We start from the raw sequence: 21,335 nt of genomic DNA on the forward strand, positions 1-21,335 counted from the left end.
TGCCCCTGATCGTGGCCCGGATTTTAACGTCGCTGAAACCCGTGACCACCGCGTCGGGCCGTCGGTCTGGCACGATCGGGTCGTGTTTCCCTCCACCTCGCCCGAGGCCGGCCGCGAATCGTGGCCCGCAGGGCCCCAACCGGGTCCGGCCGCCGCAGCGACGCGCGGCCAACCGCCCGCGCCGCGCACCGGTCCGGCCACCACCGATGGCGACCGCCGCGAACGGGGTGGGCCGCGCCGTGCCCGTCGCGCCGGCGAGCCGGCCCGACGATCCGAAGACGAGGTCGACGAGCCGGAAGAGGAGGTCATCCCCCCGGTCGCGGTGCACCGTCAACTGTCGCTGACCATCGCCGGCTTCGCCGCGCTGCTCGGTGTCGGCCTGGTGCTCGGCGCGCAGACGTCGGGCCCCGGTCACCGGCTGCCGTTCGCCTTCATCATCTTCGGCGTCCAACTGCTGTTCGTGCTCGCCTGGACGATGGCCATGCGTCCGCCCGCGCTGTTGGTGGTCGCCGGGATCAGCGCCGCGGTCGCGGCGCTGGCCGACATCGCCGCGGTGCAGACCGACGTCGCCGGCCTGGCGCCACTGGGCTACCTGGCCGCCGGCGGGTTCCTCGCCGCCGTGCTCGGCCAGCTGGTCCGTCGCGTCGACCGGGTCCGGGTCACCGACTCCCTCGGCGCCACGCTGCTCATCGTGGTGGGGGTGGTGGCCTTCGGCACCCTGATCGTGCTCAGCCGGATCCCGGCCGGCACTCAGGCGATCACCGTCTGCCTGACCGCGAGCGGTGTCGCGCTCACCGTCGCCCGACTCACCGACGCCGTACTGCCGTGGCCCCGGCTCGCCCCGCAGGTGCCCCGGGGTGCCGCCGGCGTGGTGGCCGGCGCGATGGTCGGCACGCTGACCAGCGCCCTTCTCGGCAGCTACCTGGTGGCTCCCTTCACACCGACCCGGGCCGCCGTGATCGGCCTGGTCGCGGCGGTCACCGCCGTCCTCTCCGACCTCGCCGTGGGGTACGCGGAGGCGGGCCGGTTGATGGCCGGCGAACCGCCCACGATGTGGGTGGCCCGGCACATGCAGGGTCCGCTCGGCGGCTTCGCCCTGGCGGCGCCCGCCGCGTACGCCATGTGCATGCTCTTCCTCTGAGCAACGGTTGAGCGCTGAGCCGGTCGGGTACCTACGGGTGCGCCGCCCTGCGGCGTCGGTACGAACGACCCGTCGCGGTGCGACGGGCGGAGACAGGAGGCGGCGTGGCGCAGGACTATCCGGTGGACCAGGCGCGACCCCGACGGCGTGGCCGCAAGCTGCTCATCGGGCTGTTCGTGCTGCTCCTGCTGCTGGCGGGGTTGCTGGTGATCGCCGACCGGGTGGCGGTCGGGGTCGCCGAGCGGATGATCGGCGACCGCGTACGCCAGGAGATCGCCAAGCAGGGCGCGCAGTCCGCCCCACCTGAGGTGGAGGTGGGCGGAACTCCGTTCCTCACCCAGGTGCTGGATGGCCGTTACCAGCGGATCACCATCAACCTGCGGGACGTGCAGGCCTCGGTCGAGGGCGACGCCGTCCGGCTGCCGGTGCTGGATGTGACCGCCCGCAACGTTCGGGCCTCGCTGGACACCCTGCGCACCGGCCAGGGTGACGTCGTGGCGGACACCGTCAACGGTGCCGGCACGATCAGCTACGAGAGTCTGGCCGCGCTGCTGAACCGCCCGGGTCTCACCCTCGGCGAACAGAACGGCAAGCTCACCGTCAAGGCCCCGGCCGACATCCTCGGTCAGAAACTCACCATCAGCGGCACCGCCGACGTCACCGTCGCCGACAACGGCGCGGTCGCCCTGCGATTCAACGACCTGGACGCCGCGGGTCTGCCGAACCTGCCGCTGGCGCGGGCCTTCCTGAGCAACTACGCCAAGAGCATCTCCATTGATGTGCCGCTGCCGGAGTTGCCGTTCCAGCTCGCGGTCCGGGAGGTCCGTCCACTGCCGGAAGGGCTGGCGGTCACCGCCGACGCCAAGAACGTGCCGATCAACTCCGCTGGCTGACGCCGGAGGCGCGGTGGGACGCCGAAATCCTCGGCGATCCCGGCGATTCCCGGATGGTGGTCGGCCCAGTGGCAGCACGGTCACTGGCTGGTAGGCTCCCTGGCCATGGGGACCCACCTCACCAAACGGCGCGCGGTCGACCTGTGCCGCGTGGCCACCTGCCTGTGTCGCCCCGTCATCTGACGGCGGGGCTGTCTCCGGCCGCCTGACGGCGGCCACCGGCACAGGGTTCTCGCACCCTCCGGTTATCCCACCGAACGCCCGGCAGCGGCGCCGTCGCACGAACCCGTGATCCCGTCCTTCCGCTGGGTCCCGCGCGTGGTGCGACAGTTACACCTATCGATTCGCGCGCGTTGGCTCACCATCCATCCTCACCAGGGAGTGATTCGATGAGTCGCGACACCGCACTCGTTTCGGCCGAGTGGGCCGAGAAGAACCTCGACGCCCCGGGCGTCGTCTTCGTCGAGGTCGACGAGGACACCTCGGCCTACGAGACCGGCCACATCGCCGGCGCCATCAAGATTGACTGGAAGACCGACCTCCAGGACCAGGTCCGCCGGGACTTCGTCAACAAGACGCAGTTCGAGGCGCTGCTCTCCGAGCGGGGCATCAGCAACGACGACACCGTCATCCTGTACGGCGGCAACAACAACTGGTTCGCCGCGTACGCCTACTGGTACTTCAAGCTCTACGGCCACCGTGACGTGAAGCTGCTCGACGGCGGCCGCAAGAAGTGGGAGCTGGACGCCCGCCCGCTCGTCACCGACGCGGTGTCCCGCCCGGCGACGCAGTACGTCGCGCAGGAGCCGGACACCTCCATCCGGGCCTTCCGCGACGAGGTCGTCGCCGCGATCGGCACCAAGAACCTGGTCGACGTGCGCAGCCCCGACGAGTTCGCCGGTCGTCTGCTCGCCCCCGCCCACCTGCCGCAGGAGCAGGCGCAGCGGGCCGGCCACATCCCCACCGCGATCAGCGTGCCGTGGTCCAAGGCGGCCAACGAGGACGGCACCTTCCGGTCCGACGACGAGCTGCGCAAGATCTACGGCGACGCGGGGCTCGACGACGGCAAGGAGACCATCGCGTACTGCCGGATCGGTGAGCGCTCGTCGCACACCTGGTTCGTGCTCCAGGAGCTGCTGGGTCACCGCAACGTCAAGAACTACGACGGCTCCTGGACCGAGTACGGCTCGCTGGTCGGTGTGCCGGTCGCGCTCGGCGACGAACCCGGGGAGGCCTGATCATGACTCTTCCCACCGCCGCGGGTTGCGCCGCACCGGACCAGGCCGCGCCGCTGCCGGCCAGCCTGGACCTGGAGAAGGAAACCGTCATCACCGGCATCGTCCGTTCCGCCGAGGCCGAGCCGGTGCCGGGCGCGTACGTCCGGCTGCTCGACTCGACCGGTGAGTTCACCGCCGAGGTGGTCACCTCGGCCGCCGGGCAGTTCCGGTTCTTCGCCGCGCCGGGTTCCTGGACGCTGCGGGCGTTGTCCCGGCACGGCAACGGCGACACCGCTGTCACCGCCGGCCGGGGCGTCAACGAGGTTGCCGTCACCGTCGCCTGACCCACTGCTCTGATCGACCGGGGCCGGTCACCCTCCCGGGGGTGGCTGGCCCCGGTCGTTTCTTCGTAGCGCGCCGGCACGCCGGGGCGGGTGCCGAAACCCATCGGCATGCGTCACTATCTACGGGTGGATTTCAGGGATGAAAGCGGCGGGTCCGACGAAGCGGTCCCCATCGTCCTCTGTGTGGGCACGGACGTGTCGCTTCGGGAGCGGGTGCTGAGCCAACTCGACGGGCGCGCCCCGGTGCACAGCTGTTCCGATCTGACCGAGCTACGCGAGCTGTTGTCGTCGCCGACGGGCCCGGCGCCGGTCAGTCCCGCAGTTCTGCCGCTCACCGAGGCGCGGGGCCTGGTGAAGTGGGGTGAGCTGGTCGTCGACCGGGCCGGACACCGGGTCACCTGGCGCGGCGAGGTGCTCCCGCTGACCCCCACCGAACGGGTGTTGCTCACCCTGCTCATCGGCCCACCGCTGGTGGTGTGGAGCTACGAACGGCTCTGCGTCTCCGCGCTGGGTGGCGCGGACACCGCAGCGCTGCAATCCACCATCAGACGGCTTCGTCGCAGGCTGCGGGGCCTGCCGGGCGGACCGCAGGTGCACACCGTGCGGGGCGTCGGCTACCGGCTCGACCCGCCGCCCCGGCTGAACGGCCACTGACCCGCGGTCGCTCCGTCGGGCCGACCGCCTCCGCTGCCGGCCCTGCGGCGGGCGCGTGACACCATGGCCGGGTGAGCGGTGCTGTGCAGACGGGTTGGGCCTCTTCGGCCGGCCCTGCCGCGCCGACACCGGCCCGGTCGCGGCGGCGTTGGCTGCTGGCCGTGACCGTGGCCTGGGCGGTGCTGCTGGCCGGGCTCACCTGGACATCGGTGCGGAACGACCCGCCGACCGTGCGCGAACAGCGCTCCCTCGATCAGGCCGGCCCGGTGGTTGACCGGGCGGTCGGCGAGCTGGCCCGCGCGGCAGGTGCGGCCGGTCTGCTGGAGCTGGGCCCCGCGCGGGTCGCGTCCGGCTGTCGGGTGACCCCGTTCGCCGACGGGGCGAGGCTGCGGCGCGAGGTGGGGGTGCTCGCGGCCACCGGTGACGAGCGGGCCGTGCTGGTCGGCATCGCCGAGCGGCTGCCGGCCAGCTGGCGCGCCGGAGTCGGGCCCGGCGTGGACGGTCCCGAGCTGCGCGCCGACGCCGGAGACTTCGTGGCCGTCGAGGGCCGGCCGACCGTCGACGGCCGGGTGCGACTGGTCGTCGACACTGGTTGCCGGCCGGTCGGCGCCGGCTACACGCCGGCCCTGGCCACCGCTGCCGGCCCGGAGACCGCCGCGCTGACCGCCGCGCTGCGGGCCCTCGACGGGCCGGGCGACGCCGCTGCGGAGCTGGTCACCGCGCCCTGCCCGGGCGGCGGGCTCGCCCGTACCGCATGGTCCGCGAACGGTCCCGGCCCGGCGGCCTCGACGGCCGCACTCGCCCCGCTGGCCGGCAACGCCCCCCTGCTGGACCAACCCCCGGCGTACGCGTACCGCAGCGGTGTCGTCACGGTGCTGGCCGAGATCAGCCCGGACGCCACCCGACTGGCCGCCACCGTCGGCTGCCCGGGCTGAGCTGGCCCGTTCAGGTCAGCCGTCGTCCGGGCCACGGCTGCGGCCCAGCGCGTCGACCATGCCCCACCGGCCGGGGATGTCCAGCAGCTCGACCCGGCCCATCCCCGGTGGCACGGCCGGGTCGATGATCAGGTGCTCGCCCTGCGGCTCCAGTCCCAGCATCACCCGCAGCATCAGCAGGGGGGTGCCGGTCGACCAGGCCTGCGGGCTGCACGCGGTCGGGTACTCCACCGGGTAGTCGGTGAGGTCGCGGGCGTAACCGGCGAACGCCTCCGGCAGCCGACCCTCGAAGTACCGGGACGCGGCCAGCATCGTGTCGCAGAGCAACCCCGCCTCCTCCCGGAAGCCGTACCGCCACAACCCCCAGGCGATGATCGAGTTGTCGAACGGCCAGACGGTGCCCACGTGGTAGCCGATCGGGTTGTACCGTCCCTCGTCCGTGGCGAGCGTCCGCACCCCCCAGCCGGAGAACAGTCGTGGCCCGAGCAGGTGCTCGACCACCTTGCCGGCGCGCGACTCGTCCACGATGCCGCTCCACAGCAGGTGCCCGATGTTCGAGGTCAGCGCGTCCACCTGCCGGCCGTCGGCGTCCAGCGCGAGCGCGTAGTACTCGCGGTCGGCGATCCAGAAGTCGCGGTCGAACCGCCGTTTGAGGTCGGCGGCCTGTCGTTCCAGCTCGTCGGCGAAGTCCGGGTCGTTCCAGAAGGTCCGGGCCAGCCGGGCGGCCCGGACCTTCGCGTCGTACGCGTAGCCCTGCAACTCGCAGGTGGCCCGGGGGAAGCCGGGCAGCTGACCGTCGGCGTACGAGATGGCGTCCCAGGAGTCCTTCCAGCACTGGTTGTGAAGGCCGGTCTCCGGGTTGCGGGTCTGGTACCAGAGGTAGCCGGTGCCGAGCAGGTCACCGTAGGTGTCGATCCATTCCAACGCCCTGCGGACCTGTGACTCCAGCTTGCGGACGAGTGCCGCGTCACCGGTCCACCGCTCGTACTCGTCGATCAGGATGATGAACAGCGGCGTCGAGTCGGCCGACCCGTAGTACGGCGAGTGTGGCTGCTCCTCGAAGCCGGCGGTCTCCCCGTACCGCAGCTCGTGCAGGATCTTGCCGGGTTCCTCGTCCCGGAAGTCGTCCACCCGCTGGCCCTGAAGTCCGGCCAGCATCAGGATGGTCGGCGGGACCAGCTCCGGCAGGAACGGCAGCACCTGCAACGAGGTGATGATGCTGTCCCGGCCGAACAGGGTCATGAACCAGGGGAGGCCCGCGGCGATCAGCCGTACGCCCAGGGCGATCGACTCGTAGCGCAGCGCAGCCAGGTCGTTGAGGCTGCGCCGGTACGCCCCGGCCAGCGGCTCGCAGTCGCAGCCGAGCTTCGGCGCCCGGTCGATCAGCTCCTGCTGTTCGGCCCGGATGGCGTCCGCGCTGCGGCTGCCGCCGTACGGGAGGGTGGCCCGGATGTCCTCGCCCCGGGCCCCGTAGACGACGCTGGACACGTGCAGCCGGGTGGTCCACCTGTCGTTGCGGGCGATCCGGATCCGGAAGGTCATCCCGGTCTCGTCGACCTGCGCCGGTGCGGTGGTGCTGACCACCATCTCCCGGTGGAACGCCTCCCGCCGGTAGGTCAGCCGCAGCTCGTTCTCGGCGACCGTGACGGTGGTGCGGCCCCGCTTCTGCCGAGAGTTCTTGATCTCGAACAGGTCGGCGAAGTCCGCCCCGACCTCGATCCGGAGGGTGCACTCGACCTCTGCGCCGAGGTGGTTCAGCACGGTCAGCTCCTCCTCGAAGCTGCCCACGATCGCCCGGCTGCGGATCACCGACGCCTTGGCGTCCAGATAGTGCGTGGGTTCGCCGGGGGCGAGGAAGAACTTGGTGCGGTATGACTCGGCGTCGTCGACGGAGAGGGCGTGCAGCCGTTCGCCGTCCAGGGTGAGCACCCAGGTGGACAGGAAGCGGGTGTCGAAGGAGAACAGCCCGGTGGGGAAGTCGTAGGACGGTTCGATGTCTCCACGCCGGTCGCTGACCAGGAAGGTGTTGCCGTCCAGGATGCTGACGAGGTCCCTCACCTGAGTCGCCCGGCTGCTCGACGGGCCGTCTCGCGGGGGTCGCGGGTGCCGGGCGGGTTCGGGAAGAACCGGCGGAAGGCGAGGAAGAGCACCACGTTCCCGCTGAACGTGCTCTCGTTGCGCAGCACCGCCGCGACCCCCTGGGCCTCGCCGCTGATCAGCCGGTCGAAGAGGGCGGCGCTGCTGTACCAGATGGCGTCGGCCGGGCCGCGGCCCCGGCTGACCTCAACGAACCCGGGCCGCATCCGGACCAGCCAGTGTTCGGTGCGGTGGTCGTCGTCGCCGAGGTCGATCTGGAGGGTGCCGTCGGCCAGGCCGCCCAGGACGTCGGGTGCACGCGACGGCAGCGCTTCGAAGAATCTCTCCGCCGCCTCGGTCACATCCGAATCGTAGGCAGCCGTCCGAGATGTCGGGTCGGTATCGGCACTCCGCTCGGATCGACCCACCGCCGCCGTGCGGTCAGTAGACGAGTGCCTGCGCGCCCTCGGCCAACGCCTCCTCGACGAAGACCGCGGCACCGGCGATCCGGACCCCGGGGAGTACGTCGTCCGGGCCGATCTCCCGTCGGGCCGCGCACTGCGTGCAGGCGGTCACGCGGCCGCTGGTCAGGATGACGTGCAACAGCTCGGCCAGGGGTGCGGAGTGCGGCAGGTCGAACTGCTGGGCGCGACCGGGCAGCGCGAACCAGGTGGACTCACCGGTCAGCCAGAGCGAGACGTCCACCCCGGCCGCCACCGCCGTCGCGGCGACGGTGAATGCCTGCGCGCACCGCTCCGGGGCGTCCGCCCCTGCGGTGGCCTTGACGACGAGAGTGCGGGCCATGTGGCCCAGCATAGGATGGCCGGGATGGTTACCGAGATCGGGTTTGTCAGCCTGCTGGTCGCTGGCCTGGGCGGGCTCGCCGGTGGCCTGGTCTACCTTGCCGTACGCATTTCGAGAGGACGCTGGTGAGCGAGAACCCGCTGCAGCCGCCGTGGCTGAACGCGCCGCCGGTCGAGGAGTACCCGTTCGAGGAGAGCCACGACCTGCGGGTGGGGCCGAAGCTGCACCCCGCGCTGGATGCCCTGCTGCCGTACATCGGTCTGTGGCGCGGTCGGGGCAAGGGCGGCTTCCCCACCATCGAGGATTTCGACTACGCGCAGGAGATCCGGATCAGCCACGACGGCCGACCGTTCCTGCACTACGAGTCGCGTGCGTGGATCCTCGACGAGCAGAGCAAGCCGGTCCGTCCGGCCGGCCGCGAGGTGGGCTGGTGGCGACCGGTGCTGGTGGATGGGCGGGCGACCGACGAGCTGGAGGCGCTGCTGACCACCCCGACCGGGGTGATGGAGCTGCACCTGGGCAAGCGCACCGGCACGCAGCTCGAGTTTGCCACCGACGCGGTGATCCGGACTCCGACCGCCAAGGAGGTCACCGGCGGGCACCGGCTCTTCGGCATCGTCGAGGGTGCGCTGCTCTACGCCCAGGAGATGGCCGCCATGGGGCACGGGCTCAGTCCGCACCTCTCCGCCCGACTCGTCCGGGTCGGCGGCTGACCTCGACGGTCGGTGGCCGGCTAGACGGGGAAACCCAGCAGGGACTGTAGGGCAGGGGTACGCGGGCAGCGAGCCCGTCGTACCCCGTCCAGCGTGTGGACCTCGGCGGCTCCGCGCAGTGACGAGGTGAACCACACGCCGTCCGCCGCGTGCAGTTCGGCGGTGCTGACCATCCGTTCGGCGGCGCTCAGGCCCAGCTCGCTCGCGTGGGCGAGCAGCCAGGCCGCGGTGGTGCCGGCGAGGATGCCGGTGCTGGCGGCCGGCACCGTGCAGAGCGTGTCGCCGGTGAGCCACACCACATTGGCGGTGGGGCCCTCCAGCGCGTACCCGTCAGAGGAGATCCAGAGCACGTCGTCCACGCCGGCCCGGCGGGCCCAGCGGCGGGCGGCGCTGTTGACCGCGTACGACGTGGACTTGATGCCGGCCGGCAGCCAGGTCAGCCCGCTACGGGCGGCGGCGGGTAGCCCCAGCGGCAGGGTGGCCACTGTGATTCCGTCCCGCCGGGCGGCCCGGGAGGCCGCCGGCACCGGGGCGAGCGTGGCGTAGATCGTGGGCTGACCGCCGGCCTCCGGGCCTCGCGTGCAGACCAACCGAAGTGCCCCCTCCTCAGCGGCTGGCCAGCCTGTCCGCACCTGATCCAGCAGGTCGATCAGCGCGCTGGTGGGGGGCAGGGGCAGCTCGACGGCGGCGGCCGCCGTGGCCAGGCGGGCCAGGTGTTCGTCGCGTAGCCACGGCTGGCCGCCCCGCAGGTGCATGGTCTCGAAGAGGCCGTCACCGTGCAGCACACCGAGGTCGTCACCGCGAAGCAACGGGTCGCCGGGCGGCACCGGGCCACGACCCAGGACGGCGATCCGCGCGGTCGGGTCGGCCGCGTTCTTCCCGACGGACGACCTCACCATGACCGTCGAGCGTAGCGGTGATCGATCGCGGTGCGGGGAACAGCCTGGTGGCCGAACTATGATCGGACGGTGTCCGAATCCTCCCTCGCGGAAATGCTGCGGGCCCGTGGGCTGCGGCTGACGGCCCAGCGGCAGCTCGTCCTCCAGGCGGTGCTCGATCTGGGCCACGCCACCCCGGAGCAGGTGCACACCGCGGTCCGGGAGGTCGCCGCCGGCGTCAACATCACCACCATCTACCGCACGCTCGAGCTGCTGGAACGACTCGGTCTGGTCACCCACACGCACCTGTCGCACGGCTCACCGACCTATCACGCCGCCGGTGAACACCAACACGTCCACCTGGTCTGCCGGGAGTGCGGCGCGATCGACGAGATCGATCCGGAGCTGCTCCGCCCCCTCGCCGACCAGTTGGCCGCGCAGCGCGGGTTCCGGGTGGACATCGGGCACGTGTCACTCTTCGGCGTCTGCGTACGCTGCGAGAACGGGGACGAAAAATGATCGACATCGCGGGTGCGGTGGCCGTCGAGAGCATCGACGAGGCCAGCCGTGACCAACCGGATCCGGCGCACGTCGCGGCCGGGGTGCGGGGGGTGGCCGCGCACTACGGCGACCCGCTGCGCGAGCAGCGCACCCTCGACACCGCTGTCGGTCTGGTCGACCGGTCGCATCGAGGGATCATCGCGGTGCCCGGGGAAGAGCGGGCCAGTTGGCTGCACACGGTCACCTCGCAGCACCTGAACGCGCTGGCGGCCGGTGAGGGCACCGAGTTGCTGGTGCTGTCCCCGCACGGCCACATCGAGCAGCACGCCATGGTCGCGGAGGACGGCGAGACCACCTGGCTGGACACCGAGCCCGGTGCGACCCAGGGCCTGCTGACCTACCTGGAGAAGATGCGGTTCTTCAGCAAGGTCGAGCCACGCGACGCGACGGCCGAACGCGCGCTGTTGTCGCTGGTCGGGCCGGCGGCCATGGAGGCGCTCGGCACGCTCGGCGTGACCGGGCTCGCCGCACCGGACGTGGTCGCGGTGCCGGGTCCGAAGTTCCCGCACGGTGCCGTGCCATCCCGGGCGAGCGCTCGGTACGACGTACGACCGCTGCCGATCGGCGGCTGGGCCCGACGTGGTCCGCTCGGGGTGGACCTGCTGGTGCCCCGGTCGGCGATGGACCAGGTGGTGGCGGAGCTGCGCGGCGCCGGCGTGCCGGTCGCGGGGCTGTGGGCGTACGAGGCGATCCGGGTGGCCGCCCGGCAGCCCCGGGTCGGGGTGGACACCGACCACCGGACCATTCCGGCCGAGGTCGACCTGATCGCCCCGGCGGTGCATCTGGACAAGGGTTGCTACCGGGGGCAGGAGACGGTGGCGCGGGTGCACAACATGGGCCGGCCGCCGCGTCGCCTCGTACTGCTGCATCTGGACGGGGTGACCACCGATCAGCCGCCGGTGGCCGGTACGCCGGTGACCCTCGACGGCCGGGCGGTCGGCTTCGTGGGCACCGCCGTGCTGCACCACGAACTGGGCCAGGTCGCTCTCGCGGTGCTGAAGCGGAACGTCCCGGACGACGCCGCGTTGCTGATCGGCGAGACCGCGGCGGCGATCGACCCGTCCTGAGCGGGCCGTCTAGGATCGCCGGCATGACGACAGGGACGTTGATCACGGTGGCCCCGACCGGCGCTGAGTCGGCCAAGGCGGAGGTGCCGGCGCTGCCGGTGACCCTCGACGAGTTGCTGCTCACCGCCAAGGAGTGCGAGGCACTCGGCGCCGCCGTGATCCACGTCCACATCCGCGACGACGAGGCCCGGCCGACGCTCGACCCGGTGCGACTGGCCGACACGGTGGCGGCGCTGCGGGAGAGCACCGACCTGATCGTGCAGCTCTCCTCCGGTGGCGCGGTGACCGACCCGGAGGCCGCCCGGCTCGCCGTGCTCGACGCCCGTCCGGACATGGCCTCCTGCACCATGGGCACCGTCAACTTCGGCGACGACGTCTTCCTCAACCGCTGGGAGTTCATCGTCGACCTGCACACCCGGATGCAGGAACGCGGGATCGTGCCGGAGTACGAGATCTTCGACCTCGGCCACCTGTCCGCGTTGCAGCGGTTGCTCGGCAAGTACGGGCTGCCGGCCGGCGGGCACGTGCACGTCGACTTCGTGATGGGCGTCCCGGGCGGGATGCCGGGCAACACCGAGACTCTGGTCGCGGCCCACCGGATGCTGCGGGACCTGCCCGAGGGCACCACCTTCTCGGCCACCGGCGTCGGCCGGAGCACCATCGCGGTGCTGCTGGCCTCGCTGTCGGCCGGCGGGCACCTGCGGGTCGGCATGGAGGACACGGTGACGTACGCGAAGGGCCGCCCGGTGGAGTCCAACATGCAGTTGGTCGCCCGCGCGGTGGGTTTCGCCCAGCTCGCTCAGCGCCCGCCGCTGACCACCACCGAGGCCCGCGAGCTGCTCGGGCTGTAAGGCCGGGTCTGTCCCGCGCCCCTGTCACCCGGGCGGTGGACCTCCTGGTCACCCCGCCGCCGGGCACCCCCGGACCGTCGGTACCGTCCAGCGCGTGACGAAGACGTACGAGGGTGGCGCGCCGCTCGCCGAGGTGGTCCGGTCCGGGTTCGTGGAGGGTGCGCACCGGGGCTCGGTGGTGGTGCTGGACGCCGCCGGTGTCGCGGTGGCGTCCGCCGGGGACGTGACCTCGCCGATCTTCCCCCGCTCGGCCAGCAAGCCGATGCAGGCGATCGGGATGCTCCGGGCCGGCCTGGCCCTGACCGACCCGGCCGACGTGGCGCTGGTCTCGGCGAGCCATGCCGGCGAGGAATTCCACAGGGCCCGGGTCGGTGCGCTGCTGGAGCGCGCCGGGTTGGACGCGTCGGCGCTGCACTGCCCACCCGACCTGCCGGTGGGGGCCGCGGCCCGGGAGGCGGTGCTTCGGGCCGGTGGCGGCCCGAGCCGGGTGCAGATGAACTGCTCCGGCAAGCACAGCGGGATGCTGCTGACCTGCGAGGCCGCCGGTTGGTCCCGGGAGGGCTACTGGCGGCCGGAGCACCCGCTTCAGCAGCGGCTGCGGGCCGCCATCGAGGAGTTCACCGGCGAGCAGGCGGCGGCGGTGGGGGTCGACGGTTGCGGCGCCCCGGTCCTCGCGGTGTCGCTGGCCGGTCTGGCCGGGGCGTACCTACGACTGGTCGACGCCGAGCCCGGCTCGGTGCCGCGCACGGTGGCGGACGCGATGCGGGCGTACCCGGAGATCGTGGGTGGCACCCAGGCCGACGACACCCGGCTGATGCGGGGTGTCCCGGGGCTGCTGGCCAAGGTCGGTGCCGAGGGCGTGATCGCCGTGGCGCTGCCGGGCGTCGGCGCCGTCGCACTGAAGATCGACGACGGCGCCGACCGGGCCCGGATGCCGGTCCTGGTCTCCGCGCTGCGCCGGCTCGGCGTGGACGCTCCGGTGCTGACCGAGTACGCCGAGGTGCCGCTCTTCGGCGGCGGGGTCCCGGTCGGGGCGGTCCGCCCGCTCTGGTGAGACCACCGGTCCGCCGGTCGGTGCTCCGGCTGCCCGACCCGGCGACCAACTCCGGAACGAGCGCCATACCTCACAGGTATGAATATGACTCTGAGGTACAGCGCTCGTCGCGACGTCAGGCCCGTCGGCGGCGGTGGTGGCTAGCTCAGGAAGTCGAGCAGTGCGGCGTTGACCGGCTCCGGACGCTCCAGCGGCAGCAGGTGCGCGGCGTCCGGCACGTCGGGCAGTCGTACCGCGCCGGGGACCTCGGCGGCGATCCGGTCGGCGAGCCGACTGATGTCCGGCACGTCGGCGGCGCCGGCGGTGACCAGGACGGGGATCTTCAGCTCACCGAGACGACCGATCGCCGGTGGCGACAGCTCTCCCACCTCGACCGCACCGAGCGCCAGTTCGGCGGCGAGGGCACGCTGGTCCATCTCCTGCGCGAACGCGACCAGTTCGGGGTCGACGTCCTCCGGCTGGCGGCGCGGGCCGACCACCCAGAACCGCACCTCACCGGCCGCGCCGGCGACGAAGTCGTCCGGGTCGACCTCGCCGACCAGGCTGTCCCAGAGTTCGTTCGCCTCGTCGGACCACTCGTTGCCGGAGACCGCCGTGTCGAACAGCGCGAGCGCGCTCACCCGGTCGGGGTGGGCCAGCGCGGTGTCGATGGCGACCGCTCCGCCGAAGGAGCAGCCGACCAGGGCGGCCCGGGGCAGGTCGAGCGCGTCCAGCAGCCCGGCCACGTCGTCGTGGTGTGTGAACGGGGTGGGCGGGAGCTCCGAGTCTCCGTAGCCGCGCAGGTCCGGGACGATCACCCGGTGCCGGGCGGCGAGGGCGGACACCTGCCCTCGCCACATCCGCCGGTCGGCGATTCCGGCGTGCAGCAGGACGACGGGCGAACCGGTGCCGGCCTCGTCGTACGCGATGCTTGCTCCATTGACTGTGATCTTGTGCACGGACGGACCGTACGGATCGTCCGAGCGGCGCGCAAACGGGGTTCTGAGACCTTGCTAACTATGGTTAGCGTTTTGCTTGCAAGAGCTAGCGCGGGCGGTTAGCGTCGCTGCCATGGCCACACCCAAGGACCTTCCCGACGTCGGCGGGTTCATCCGCGATCTGCGGCGCAACGCCAAGATCTCGCTTCGGCAGCTCGCCGAGCAGGCGGGGGTCAGCAACCCGTACCTCAGCCAGATCGAGCGCGGCCTGCGCAAACCCAGCGCCGAGGTGCTCCAGCAACTGGCGAGCGCGCTGCGGGTCTCCACGCCGGCGATGTACCTGCGCGCCGGTCTGCTCGACGACAAGGAAGGCCACGGGGTGCTCGCCGCGATCGCCGTGGACGCCGACCTGACGATGGCGCAGAAGCAGTCGCTCAGTCAGATCTACGAGACGTTCCGCCGGGAGAACACCCGGGTGGCCGAGGCCCAGGCCGAAGCCGAGGCGGCGCAGGCCGACCAGCCCGCCAGCCAGGCTGCGAACCTGGCCAATGTGGCCGCCACCGGCCCCACCACCGTGGGCGGCACCCCGACCGAGGCCGTGCTCGAGTCGGTCGCCGTCACCGAGGCGGGCACCGCCCCCGCCCCGGGCAGCACCAGCATCCCCCAGAAGAAGAAGGCCGCCGAGGCGGCCGAAGAGGAGACGTCATGAGCGAGCCGAAGACCAACCGCATCCCCGCCCCGATCTACGCCGCAGCCGGCGCCGGTGAGCTGGCCATCGAGCAGCTGCGCAAGCTGCCGGCCGTGGTCGGCGTCCTCAGCACCCGGGTCGTCGCCGACCTGGGTGGCCGGGCCGTGCTGACCGGTTTCGAGTTGAAGCAGAAGGCCACCGAGACGCTGCGCACCGCCAACGAGACCGCCGACCTGGCGAAGCTGCGCGAGGTGGCCGACATCGACAAGCTGCGCGCCGCCGCGACCCGCAACGCCGCCCTTGTGGTCGCGGGCGCCCAGGTCGCCCAGGAGCGCGCGTTCGCCGCGTACGGCGCGCTGGTCGCCCGGGGCGAGCGGGTCGTCGGTGCCGGCGTGCTGGAGGCCGCCGAGACGGTCAACGCCGACATCGAGGCCACCGAGGCCGTGACGCCGGCCACCACCGCGGCTGCCACCGCCCCCACCGCTGCGGCCCCCGCCGACGTGCCGACCCCGGCCGACGTGGCCGAGATCGCCGAGGCCAAGACGGCCGCGGTCAAGAAGGTCGCCCGCGCGCCGAAGGCTGCCAAGCCGGCCGAGACCCCGTCGGCGAAGCTCCCCCGGGCCACCAAGCGGACCCGCCCGGCCGCCGAGTAGCTCGTCGGGCCGACGACCCCGGCGGCGTCCTTGTCGGACGTAGCCGGGGTCGTGGACATAAACTGGCCGACATGGCCAACGCCGCGCCGATCTTCGCGTTCGAAGTCCGCTACGTGATCGAGCTGATCCTGCTCGTCTTCGCGCTGATCATCCAGGGTGTCGCGCTGGTGCACGCCGTCACGCAGCGCTCCGACGCCTTCCCTGCCATCGGGACGCTGCCCAAGGGCGGCTGGATCGCCATCCTGGCGGTCTGCCTCGTGCTCACCCTGCTCGGGTTCGGTCCGATCAGCCTCTTCGGACTGATCGGCATCGCCGCCGCGCTCATCTACCTGCTCGACGTACGGGTCGGTCTGCGCGACCTGAGCGACGGCAAAGGGTTCTGGTGAGAGGTTTTCGCTGGCCGCCCCCACCCGACAGCGGGCCCCGCACCTGGGGGCCCGGGCCGGGTGGGCCGCGTACCGGCCGGCCGGCGCTGCCGGAGCCGGAGACCGAGCTGGTCACCACCCCGCACGGCGTACGGCTGGAGCGGCTGGTCACCGGCACCGGTGATCCGGTCACCGTGTTCGCACACGGGCTGGGCAACGGCATCGCCACCACGCGCCCGTTCGGCAGTGGGGTGAACGGCCGCAAGGTGTTCTTCCAGTTCCGCGGGCACGGCCGCTCCGAAGCCCCGGACGGGCCCTGGGACTACCTGGACCTGGCCCGGGATCTGCGGGCGATCGCCGACCTCGGCGGCGCCAGCCGGGCTTTCGGCGCCAGTCTCGGCGCGGGTGCCCTCTGCCGACTCCTCGTGGAAAGCCCGGAGCGTTTCGACAAGCTGGTCTTCTTCCTGCCGGCGGTCCTCGACGAGCCACGCGGGCCGCTCGCCCGGGAGCGCGTCACCGACCTGTTGGAGGCGGTGGAGAGCGGGGACGCCTCGGCGGTCGCCGACATCGTCACGCTGGAGTTGCCCCCGGCGGTGCGTAACACCCCGGCCGGCTGGGCCTACCTGCGACAACGGCTCGACCAACTGCTCCGGGACGGTCTGGCCGACGGTCTGGCCACGCTCACCGACCAGACCCCGCTGCGCCAGATCGGTGACCTGACGGCGGTCACCGCGCCGGCGTTGGTGATCGGTTGCGCGGGCGACGACCTGCACCCGGTCGAGGTCGCCGAGCGGCTCGCCGCCGCGCTGCCCGAGGCCACCCTGCACGTGTACGACCGGCCCGGCGTGCTCTGGTCGGAACGCGCCGATCTGCGGGACCGCATCTCCGGCTTCCTGAACGAGTAACCTGCCCTGTCATGGGCGTCACACAGCACGGCCGGACGCACCGGCTGGACCTTGCCGACCCGACAGTGCGCGAATGGACGTGCACGGTCCTGCACTCCGATGCGGAGCAGGGCATCGTCCTGGACCGTTCGGCGTTCTACCCGGGCGGCGGTGGTCAACCACCGGACCACGGCGTCCTGCTCTGGCAGGGTGTGCAGACCCGGATCGTCGGCACCCGCAAGGGCGACGACCCCTACCTGATCCCCGCCGAGGGTGACCCGCTGCCGCCGGTCGGCACCGCTGTCGTCGGCGCGGTGGAGGACGAGCGCCGCACCCGGCTGATGCGTACCCACTCCGGGCTGCACGTGCTCTGCGGTGTGGTGTTCCGCGACTTCGGTGCGCTGGTCACCGGCAACTCCATGGAGCCGGGCGAGGCCCGGATGGACTTCAACCTCCCCGAGGTGCCGCCGGACTTCAAGAGCCGCATCGAGGAGCTGGTCAACGCCGAGGTGGCCGCCGACCGCTCGGTCGCCACCCGGGTGCTGCCGCGCACCGAGGCGCTGGCCCTGCCGGACATCATCCGTACCCAGTCCAACCTCATCCCGCCGGATGAGCAGGAGGTCCGGATCGTCGACATCGTCGGGCTGGACGTGCAGGCCGACGGCGGCACCCACGTCGCCTCCACCGCCCAGATCGGCAAGGTCCAGGTGGTCAAGGTGGAGAGCAAGGGCCGGGCCAACCGCCGGGTCCGGGTCCGACTGGTCGATTAGATCGAGTACCGAATTCGGACGTCGGCTGTCAGGTATTCCTGACAACGTCGCAGGCATGACACAACCGCTCACAGGAAAGATCGCGCTCGTCGCCGGTGCCACCCGTGGTGCCGGGCGGCAGATCGCCGTTCAACTCGGCGCGGCCGGTGCCACGGTCTACGCCACCGGTCGCAGCACCCGGGCCGGCCGTTCAGAGATGGACCGACCCGAGACCATCGAGGAGACCGCCGATCTGGTCAGCGCGGCCGGCGGCACCGGCATCGCCGTTCAGGTCGACCACCTGGTGCCCGAGCAGGTCCGCGACCTGGTCGCCCGGATCGACGCCGAGCAGGGTCAACTCGACGTGCTGGTGAACGACATCTGGGGCGGCGACCCACTGGTCACCTGGGACAAGCCGGTCTGGGAGCAGCCGCTCGACGCCGGCTTCCGTACCCTGCGACTGGCCGTCGACACGCACATCATCACCAGCCACTTCGCCCTACCGCTGCTGATCCGTAAGCCCGGTGGTCTGGTGGTGGAGATGGGCGACGGCACCAAGGCGTACAACGACGAGAACTATCGGCTGTCGGTCTTCTACGACCTGGCCAAGGTCTCGGTCAACCGGCTCGCCTTCAGCCAGGCGCACGAGCTGAAGCCGCATGGCTGCACGGCCGTGGCGCTCACCCCCGGCTGGATCCGTTCCGAGGCGATGCTGGAGCACTTCGGCGTGACCGAGGAGAACTGGCGCGACGGTGCCGCCACCGATCCGAACTTCCTCATCTCGGAGACCCCGGCCTTCGTCGGCCGGGCGGTGGCCGCGCTCGCCGCCGACGAGGAGAAGGCCCGCTGGAACGGTAAATCCGTCGACGCCGGCACGCTGTCCAAGGTGTACGGGTTCACCGACCTCGACGGCAGCCAACCCGAGGGTTTCCGCTACATCACCGAGGTGGTCGACGCCGGCAAGCCGGCGGACGTGACCGGCTACCGGTAGAGGGCCGAGAGCCGGTCGGCGCTCTCCGCGAACAACTGCCGCAGCTCGGGTGGGTCGAGTACCTCCACCTCGGGCCCCAGCCCCAGCAGTTGGCGGTACGCCACCTGGACCGACTCGACGGGCAGTCGCGCCACCACCCAGCCCTGCCCGTCGGGTGGGCTGGCGGCGGCGACCAGTTCGTCGTAGACGAAGGGGGCATCGACCAGGTGCCGGAGCTGGCGCAGGCCGGCGGGGCTCAGCCGGACGGTGACCTCGGCCCGCAGCATGGTCCGCAGGAACGACCCGGCCTGCTCGCGCCAGTGCCCGGCCAGGTCGAAGCCCTCGTCGCGGTCGAAGTGCTCGTCGCCCACCTCGACCCCGGTGACCCGGTCCACCCGGTAGGTGCGCACGTCGTCGCCGACCCGGCCGACCAGATACCAGACCCCGCTCTTGAGCACCAGGCCGTACGGCTGGACCTGGCGGGTCGCCTCCCGGTCGCCGCGTCGGTAGCGCAGCTCCACCACCCGGTCGCCCCAGACCGCGCGGGCCAGTTCCGGCAGCCAGAGCGGTGGTGCGGTCTCCCGGAACCAGCCCGGCACGTCCAGGTGGAACCGCTGCCCGGTACGGGCCGGCGCGTCGCGCAGGGAGGGTGGCAGCGCGGCGAGCACCTTCAGCTCGGCGGACGCGACAGCGTCGGCGAGCCCCATCTCGCCGGCCGGCCCGGGCAGCCCGGCGAGGAAGAGCGCCTCCGCCTCGTCCCGGGTCAGTCCGGTCAGTCGGGTGCGGTACCCGCCGAGCAGGCGGTAACCGCCGGCCCGCCCCCGGTCGGCGTAGACCGGCACGCCCGCCGCGGAGAGCGCCAGAACGTCCCGGTAGACGGTCCGCTCGGAAACCTCCAGCTCCCGCGCCAGCTCGCTAGCGGTCATGGATCCGCGCGACTGCAACAGCAACAACAACGAGATCAGTCGGGACGCGCGCATCCGCCCATCCTGCCCGGTGCCGTTCACCGCCCGCCGGGCGTCAGCAATCCCCTGTCGTACGCGGTGGCCACCGCGGCGGCCCGGTCGTTGACCCCGAGCTTCGCGTACAGGTGCAGCAGGTGCGTCTTGACGGTCGCCTCGCTGATGAACAGGCGGGTCGCCGCCTCCCGGTTGGAGGCACCCCGGGCCACCAGGGTGAGCACCTCCAGCTCCCGTTGACTGAGCGGCTCCTCGGCGGGAGCCCGCAGCCGGCCCATCAGCCGGCCGGCGACGCTCGGCGCGAGCACCGACTCGCCCCGGGCCGCGGCCCGGACCGCCCGGACCAGATCCTCCCGAGGTGTGTCCTTGAGCAGGTAACCGGTCGCACCGGCCTCGATCGCCGGCAGCACGTCCGCGTCCGTGTCGTAGGTGGTGAGCACCAGCACCCGGGCGGCGCTGCCGGCGCGAGCCAGCCTGCCGATGGCGGTCACCCCGTCCATGCCGGGCATCCGCAGATCCATCAGCACCACGTCCGGCCGCAGCGTCGCGACCAGGACCAACGCCTCCGAACCGTCCGCCGCCTCGCCCACCACCTCGAAGTCGGGGTCGCCGGTGAACATCCCCCGCAGGCCGTCGCGCACCACCGGATGGTCGTCGACGATCAGCAGTCGAACCGGGGCGGTCAACCGGCACCTCCGGGTAGCGCGGGGACGGACGCCGAGATGGCGGTGCCGCTGCCCGGCTCGGATTCGACGGCCAACTCGCCACCGACCCGGGTCACCCGTTGCCGCATGGCGGTCAGCCCGTACCCGCCGCCCGGCTCACGGGGCAGCGGCTGGTCGGTGAGGTCGAAACCCGCCCCGTCGTCACGGACGTCAAGCGTGACCACGTCCGCCATGTACGACAGGGTCAGCCCGACCCGTGACGCGGCGGCGTGCCGGGCCACGTTGGACAGCGCCTCCTGGGCGGCCCGTAGCAGGGTCACCTCGACCTCCGGGTGCAGTGGGCGGGGTGTGCCGGTGGTGGCCACGTCGGCCCGTACCCCGTTCAGAGCCGACCAGCGCCCGCCCAGCTCGACGAGGGCGTCCGGTAGCCGGGCCGTCTCCAACGGTTCCGGACGGACCGCCTGTACCGAACGGCGGGCCTCGGTGAGGCTCTCCCGGGCCAGGGCGAGCGCGTTGTCGACGTGCCGGCGCCAGTCGGCGGACCGGTCGCGGGTCTGCTCGGCCGCCTCCAACTGGGTGATGATGCCGGTCAACCCCTGCGCCAGGGTGTCGTGGATCTCGCGCGCCATCCGTTGCCGTTCGTCCAGCACGCCGGCCTCCCGGGCCTGGGCGAGCAGTTGGGCGTGCAGCCCGGCGTTCTCGCTGACCGTCTCGGTGAGTTGGCGGTTGGTCTCGCCGAGTTCCGCCACCAACCGCTTGCGTTTGGCGTCCTCCTGTTCGGCGACCATCGCGAACCAGGTCACCGAGCCGGCGACCACCAGGTTGAACAGCACCAGCACCAGCCAGAGCGGCAGGTGCGAGGCCACCACCGACAGGCCGCCGCCCTGCGACGTGGCGACCAGGGTGGCCGTGGTGACGACGCCGGCGACCCGCCAGCGTCCGGGCAGCACCGGAAAGGCGTGGATGTAACCGATCCAGGCGAAGAAGCCGTACCACGGACTGGCGGCCACCAGCGCGGCCGCGAACGTGAGCAGCCCGGCGTAGTAGACGGCCATCAGCTTGCGGCGGCTCTGCCAGCCGGGGTGCACTGTGACGAACCAGGCGACCCAGCATCCGGCCGCCACGGCGACGGCGAGGGTGGGCAGCGCCCCGAGATGATCGGGTGCCGGTGCGACGAGGGCCAGCAGAGTGCCCAGGGCCAGCCCGCCGAAGGGGAACACGCGATAGAGGGCCGCCTCGCGCTCTCGCCAACTGGTCAGACGGTCGTGCCCACCGTTGCAGGTCATCGCATCTCCGC

General features: G+C 72.2%; 27 protein-coding genes. 19 read left to right on the plus strand and 8 right to left on the minus strand.

Features of this window, described 5'->3' with window-relative positions; all coding sequences use genetic code 11:
* Positions 1-82: 82 nt before the first annotated feature.
* The 7 genes from ABTW72_RS11685 to ABTW72_RS11715 all read left to right on the plus strand — a co-directional run bounded on the left by ABTW72_RS11685 (position 83) and on the right by ABTW72_RS11715 (position 5,184).
* Positions 83-1,141 carry a hypothetical protein gene (locus ABTW72_RS11685; RefSeq protein WP_350857481.1) on the plus strand — a complete coding sequence of 353 codons (1,059 nt, stop codon included), beginning with the start codon at positions 83-85 and terminating at the stop codon, positions 1,139-1,141.
* A gap of 104 nt (positions 1,142-1,245) precedes the next feature.
* Entirely contained in the window at positions 1,246-2,034 is a 789-nt protein-coding gene (locus ABTW72_RS11690; RefSeq protein ID WP_350857484.1) for an LmeA family phospholipid-binding protein, read from the plus strand.
* A 105-nt stretch (positions 2,035-2,139) separates the two neighbouring features.
* The gene (locus ABTW72_RS11695) at positions 2,140-2,217 is read left to right on the plus strand and encodes an Ms5788A family Cys-rich leader peptide (RefSeq protein ID WP_310503780.1); all 78 of its coding nucleotides are present in this window, start codon (positions 2,140-2,142) and stop codon (positions 2,215-2,217) included.
* A 206-nt stretch (positions 2,218-2,423) separates the two neighbouring features.
* Entirely contained in the window at positions 2,424-3,272 is an 849-nt protein-coding gene (locus ABTW72_RS11700) for a sulfurtransferase (protein ID WP_350857487.1), read from the plus strand.
* Positions 3,273-3,274: 2 nt separating this feature from the next.
* Positions 3,275-3,595, plus strand: coding sequence for a DUF1416 domain-containing protein (locus ABTW72_RS11705; protein ID WP_091402852.1), 321 nt, complete (start codon positions 3,275-3,277; stop codon positions 3,593-3,595).
* A 108-nt stretch (positions 3,596-3,703) separates the two neighbouring features.
* Positions 3,704-4,249, plus strand: a complete 546-nt coding sequence (locus ABTW72_RS11710; RefSeq protein WP_502892193.1) for a winged helix-turn-helix domain-containing protein — start codon at positions 3,704-3,706, stop codon at positions 4,247-4,249.
* A 71-nt stretch (positions 4,250-4,320) separates the two neighbouring features.
* Complete coding sequence (locus ABTW72_RS11715; protein WP_350857490.1) at positions 4,321-5,184, plus strand: hypothetical protein; 864 nt, start codon at positions 4,321-4,323, stop codon at positions 5,182-5,184.
* A gap of 15 nt (positions 5,185-5,199) precedes the next feature.
* On the opposite strand, the gene ABTW72_RS11720 is transcribed toward ABTW72_RS11715, so the two are convergent.
* The 3 genes from ABTW72_RS11720 to ABTW72_RS11730 all read right to left on the minus strand — a co-directional run bounded on the left by ABTW72_RS11720 (position 5,200) and on the right by ABTW72_RS11730 (position 8,076).
* Positions 5,200-7,242, minus strand: a complete 2,043-nt coding sequence (locus tag ABTW72_RS11720) for an amylo-alpha-1,6-glucosidase (RefSeq protein WP_350857493.1) — start codon at positions 7,240-7,242, stop codon at positions 5,200-5,202.
* Positions 7,239-7,622 (minus strand): SCP2 sterol-binding domain-containing protein, encoded by a 384-nt coding sequence (locus ABTW72_RS11725; protein WP_350857496.1) that lies wholly within the window; start codon positions 7,620-7,622, stop codon positions 7,239-7,241. Before ABTW72_RS11725 ends, ABTW72_RS11720 begins: the two co-directional genes overlap by 4 nt.
* Positions 7,623-7,701: 79 nt before the next feature.
* A complete protein-coding gene (locus ABTW72_RS11730; RefSeq protein WP_112584197.1) occupies positions 7,702-8,076 on the minus strand; it encodes a DsrE family protein in 375 nt (124 codons plus the stop codon).
* A gap of 12 nt (positions 8,077-8,088) precedes the next feature.
* Between ABTW72_RS11730 and mtfM the strand changes: the two genes are divergently transcribed.
* Together mtfM and ABTW72_RS11740 are read left to right on the plus strand one after the other, a co-directional pair.
* The gene (gene mtfM / locus ABTW72_RS11735) at positions 8,089-8,193 is read left to right on the plus strand and encodes a small membrane protein MtfM (RefSeq protein ID WP_030327764.1); all 105 of its coding nucleotides are present in this window, start codon (positions 8,089-8,091) and stop codon (positions 8,191-8,193) included.
* Positions 8,187-8,777, plus strand: a complete 591-nt coding sequence (locus ABTW72_RS11740; RefSeq protein ID WP_112584198.1) for a heme-binding beta-barrel domain-containing protein — start codon at positions 8,187-8,189, stop codon at positions 8,775-8,777. Before mtfM ends, ABTW72_RS11740 begins: the two co-directional genes overlap by 7 nt.
* A gap of 20 nt (positions 8,778-8,797) precedes the next feature.
* On the opposite strand, the gene ABTW72_RS11745 is transcribed toward ABTW72_RS11740, so the two are convergent.
* Positions 8,798-9,676, minus strand: a complete 879-nt coding sequence (locus tag ABTW72_RS11745; RefSeq protein ID WP_350857500.1) for an aminotransferase class IV — start codon at positions 9,674-9,676, stop codon at positions 8,798-8,800.
* 69 nt (positions 9,677-9,745) lie between these two features.
* On the opposite strand from ABTW72_RS11745, the gene ABTW72_RS11750 reads away from it, so the two are divergent.
* From ABTW72_RS11750 to ABTW72_RS11765, 4 genes are all read left to right on the plus strand, one after another.
* Positions 9,746-10,174, plus strand: a complete 429-nt coding sequence (locus tag ABTW72_RS11750) for a Fur family transcriptional regulator (RefSeq protein ID WP_091402843.1) — start codon at positions 9,746-9,748, stop codon at positions 10,172-10,174.
* Positions 10,171-11,283, plus strand: coding sequence for a CAF17-like 4Fe-4S cluster assembly/insertion protein YgfZ (gene ygfZ / locus ABTW72_RS11755; RefSeq protein ID WP_350857503.1), 1,113 nt, complete (start codon positions 10,171-10,173; stop codon positions 11,281-11,283). The genes ABTW72_RS11750 and ygfZ overlap by 4 nt, the downstream gene beginning before the upstream one ends.
* 23 nt (positions 11,284-11,306) lie before the next feature.
* Entirely contained in the window at positions 11,307-12,134 is an 828-nt protein-coding gene (locus tag ABTW72_RS11760) for a beta-keto acid cleavage family enzyme (protein ID WP_350857505.1), read from the plus strand.
* Positions 12,135-12,228: 94 nt separating this feature from the next.
* On the plus strand, positions 12,229-13,188 hold the full coding sequence (locus ABTW72_RS11765) for an asparaginase (protein ID WP_350857508.1): 960 nt from the start codon (positions 12,229-12,231) through the stop codon (positions 13,186-13,188).
* Positions 13,189-13,328: 140 nt separating this feature from the next.
* Here the strand turns inward: ABTW72_RS11765 and ABTW72_RS11770 are convergent, their stop codons facing one another.
* Entirely contained in the window at positions 13,329-14,126 is a 798-nt protein-coding gene (locus ABTW72_RS11770; protein ID WP_350857510.1) for an alpha/beta fold hydrolase, read from the minus strand.
* Between the two features lie 112 nt (positions 14,127-14,238).
* Between ABTW72_RS11770 and ABTW72_RS11775 the strand changes: the two genes are divergently transcribed.
* The 6 genes from ABTW72_RS11775 (at position 14,239) to ABTW72_RS11800 (ending at position 18,435) form a co-directional block, all read left to right on the plus strand.
* Positions 14,239-14,814 (plus strand): helix-turn-helix domain-containing protein, encoded by a 576-nt coding sequence (locus tag ABTW72_RS11775; RefSeq protein ID WP_350857513.1) that lies wholly within the window; start codon positions 14,239-14,241, stop codon positions 14,812-14,814.
* Entirely contained in the window at positions 14,811-15,446 is a 636-nt protein-coding gene (locus tag ABTW72_RS11780) for a hypothetical protein (RefSeq protein WP_350857516.1), read from the plus strand. The genes ABTW72_RS11775 and ABTW72_RS11780 overlap by 4 nt, the downstream gene beginning before the upstream one ends.
* A 71-nt stretch (positions 15,447-15,517) precedes the next feature.
* Complete coding sequence (locus ABTW72_RS11785) at positions 15,518-15,832, plus strand: DUF2516 family protein (protein WP_030327754.1); 315 nt, start codon at positions 15,518-15,520, stop codon at positions 15,830-15,832.
* On the plus strand, positions 15,829-16,716 hold the full coding sequence (locus ABTW72_RS11790; protein ID WP_350857519.1) for an alpha/beta fold hydrolase: 888 nt from the start codon (positions 15,829-15,831) through the stop codon (positions 16,714-16,716). Before ABTW72_RS11785 ends, ABTW72_RS11790 begins: the two co-directional genes overlap by 4 nt.
* A gap of 11 nt (positions 16,717-16,727) precedes the next feature.
* Positions 16,728-17,465 (plus strand): alanyl-tRNA editing protein, encoded by a 738-nt coding sequence (locus ABTW72_RS11795; protein WP_350857522.1) that lies wholly within the window; start codon positions 16,728-16,730, stop codon positions 17,463-17,465.
* Positions 17,466-17,520: 55 nt separating this feature from the next.
* Complete coding sequence (locus ABTW72_RS11800) at positions 17,521-18,435, plus strand: SDR family oxidoreductase (protein WP_350857525.1); 915 nt, start codon at positions 17,521-17,523, stop codon at positions 18,433-18,435.
* On the opposite strand, the gene ABTW72_RS11805 is transcribed toward ABTW72_RS11800, so the two are convergent.
* The 3 genes from ABTW72_RS11805 to ABTW72_RS11815 are packed head-to-tail and all read right to left on the minus strand — an operon-like array spanning position 18,426 to position 21,324.
* Positions 18,426-19,394 (minus strand): helix-turn-helix transcriptional regulator, encoded by a 969-nt coding sequence (locus ABTW72_RS11805; RefSeq protein WP_350857528.1) that lies wholly within the window; start codon positions 19,392-19,394, stop codon positions 18,426-18,428. The two genes, ABTW72_RS11800 and ABTW72_RS11805, sit on opposite strands and share 10 nt — an antisense overlap.
* Positions 19,395-19,417: 23 nt before the next feature.
* Positions 19,418-20,059 (minus strand): response regulator, encoded by a 642-nt coding sequence (locus ABTW72_RS11810; protein ID WP_091402812.1) that lies wholly within the window; start codon positions 20,057-20,059, stop codon positions 19,418-19,420.
* Positions 20,056-21,324 carry a sensor histidine kinase gene (locus ABTW72_RS11815; protein WP_350857531.1) on the minus strand — a complete coding sequence of 423 codons (1,269 nt, stop codon included), beginning with the start codon at positions 21,322-21,324 and terminating at the stop codon, positions 20,056-20,058. Before ABTW72_RS11815 ends, ABTW72_RS11810 begins: the two co-directional genes overlap by 4 nt.
* Positions 21,325-21,335: the final 11 nt, after the last annotated feature.

Source organism: Micromonospora sp. NPDC127501 (genome assembly GCF_040302185.1).
Taxonomy (GTDB): Bacteria; Actinomycetota; Actinomycetes; order Mycobacteriales; family Micromonosporaceae; genus Micromonospora.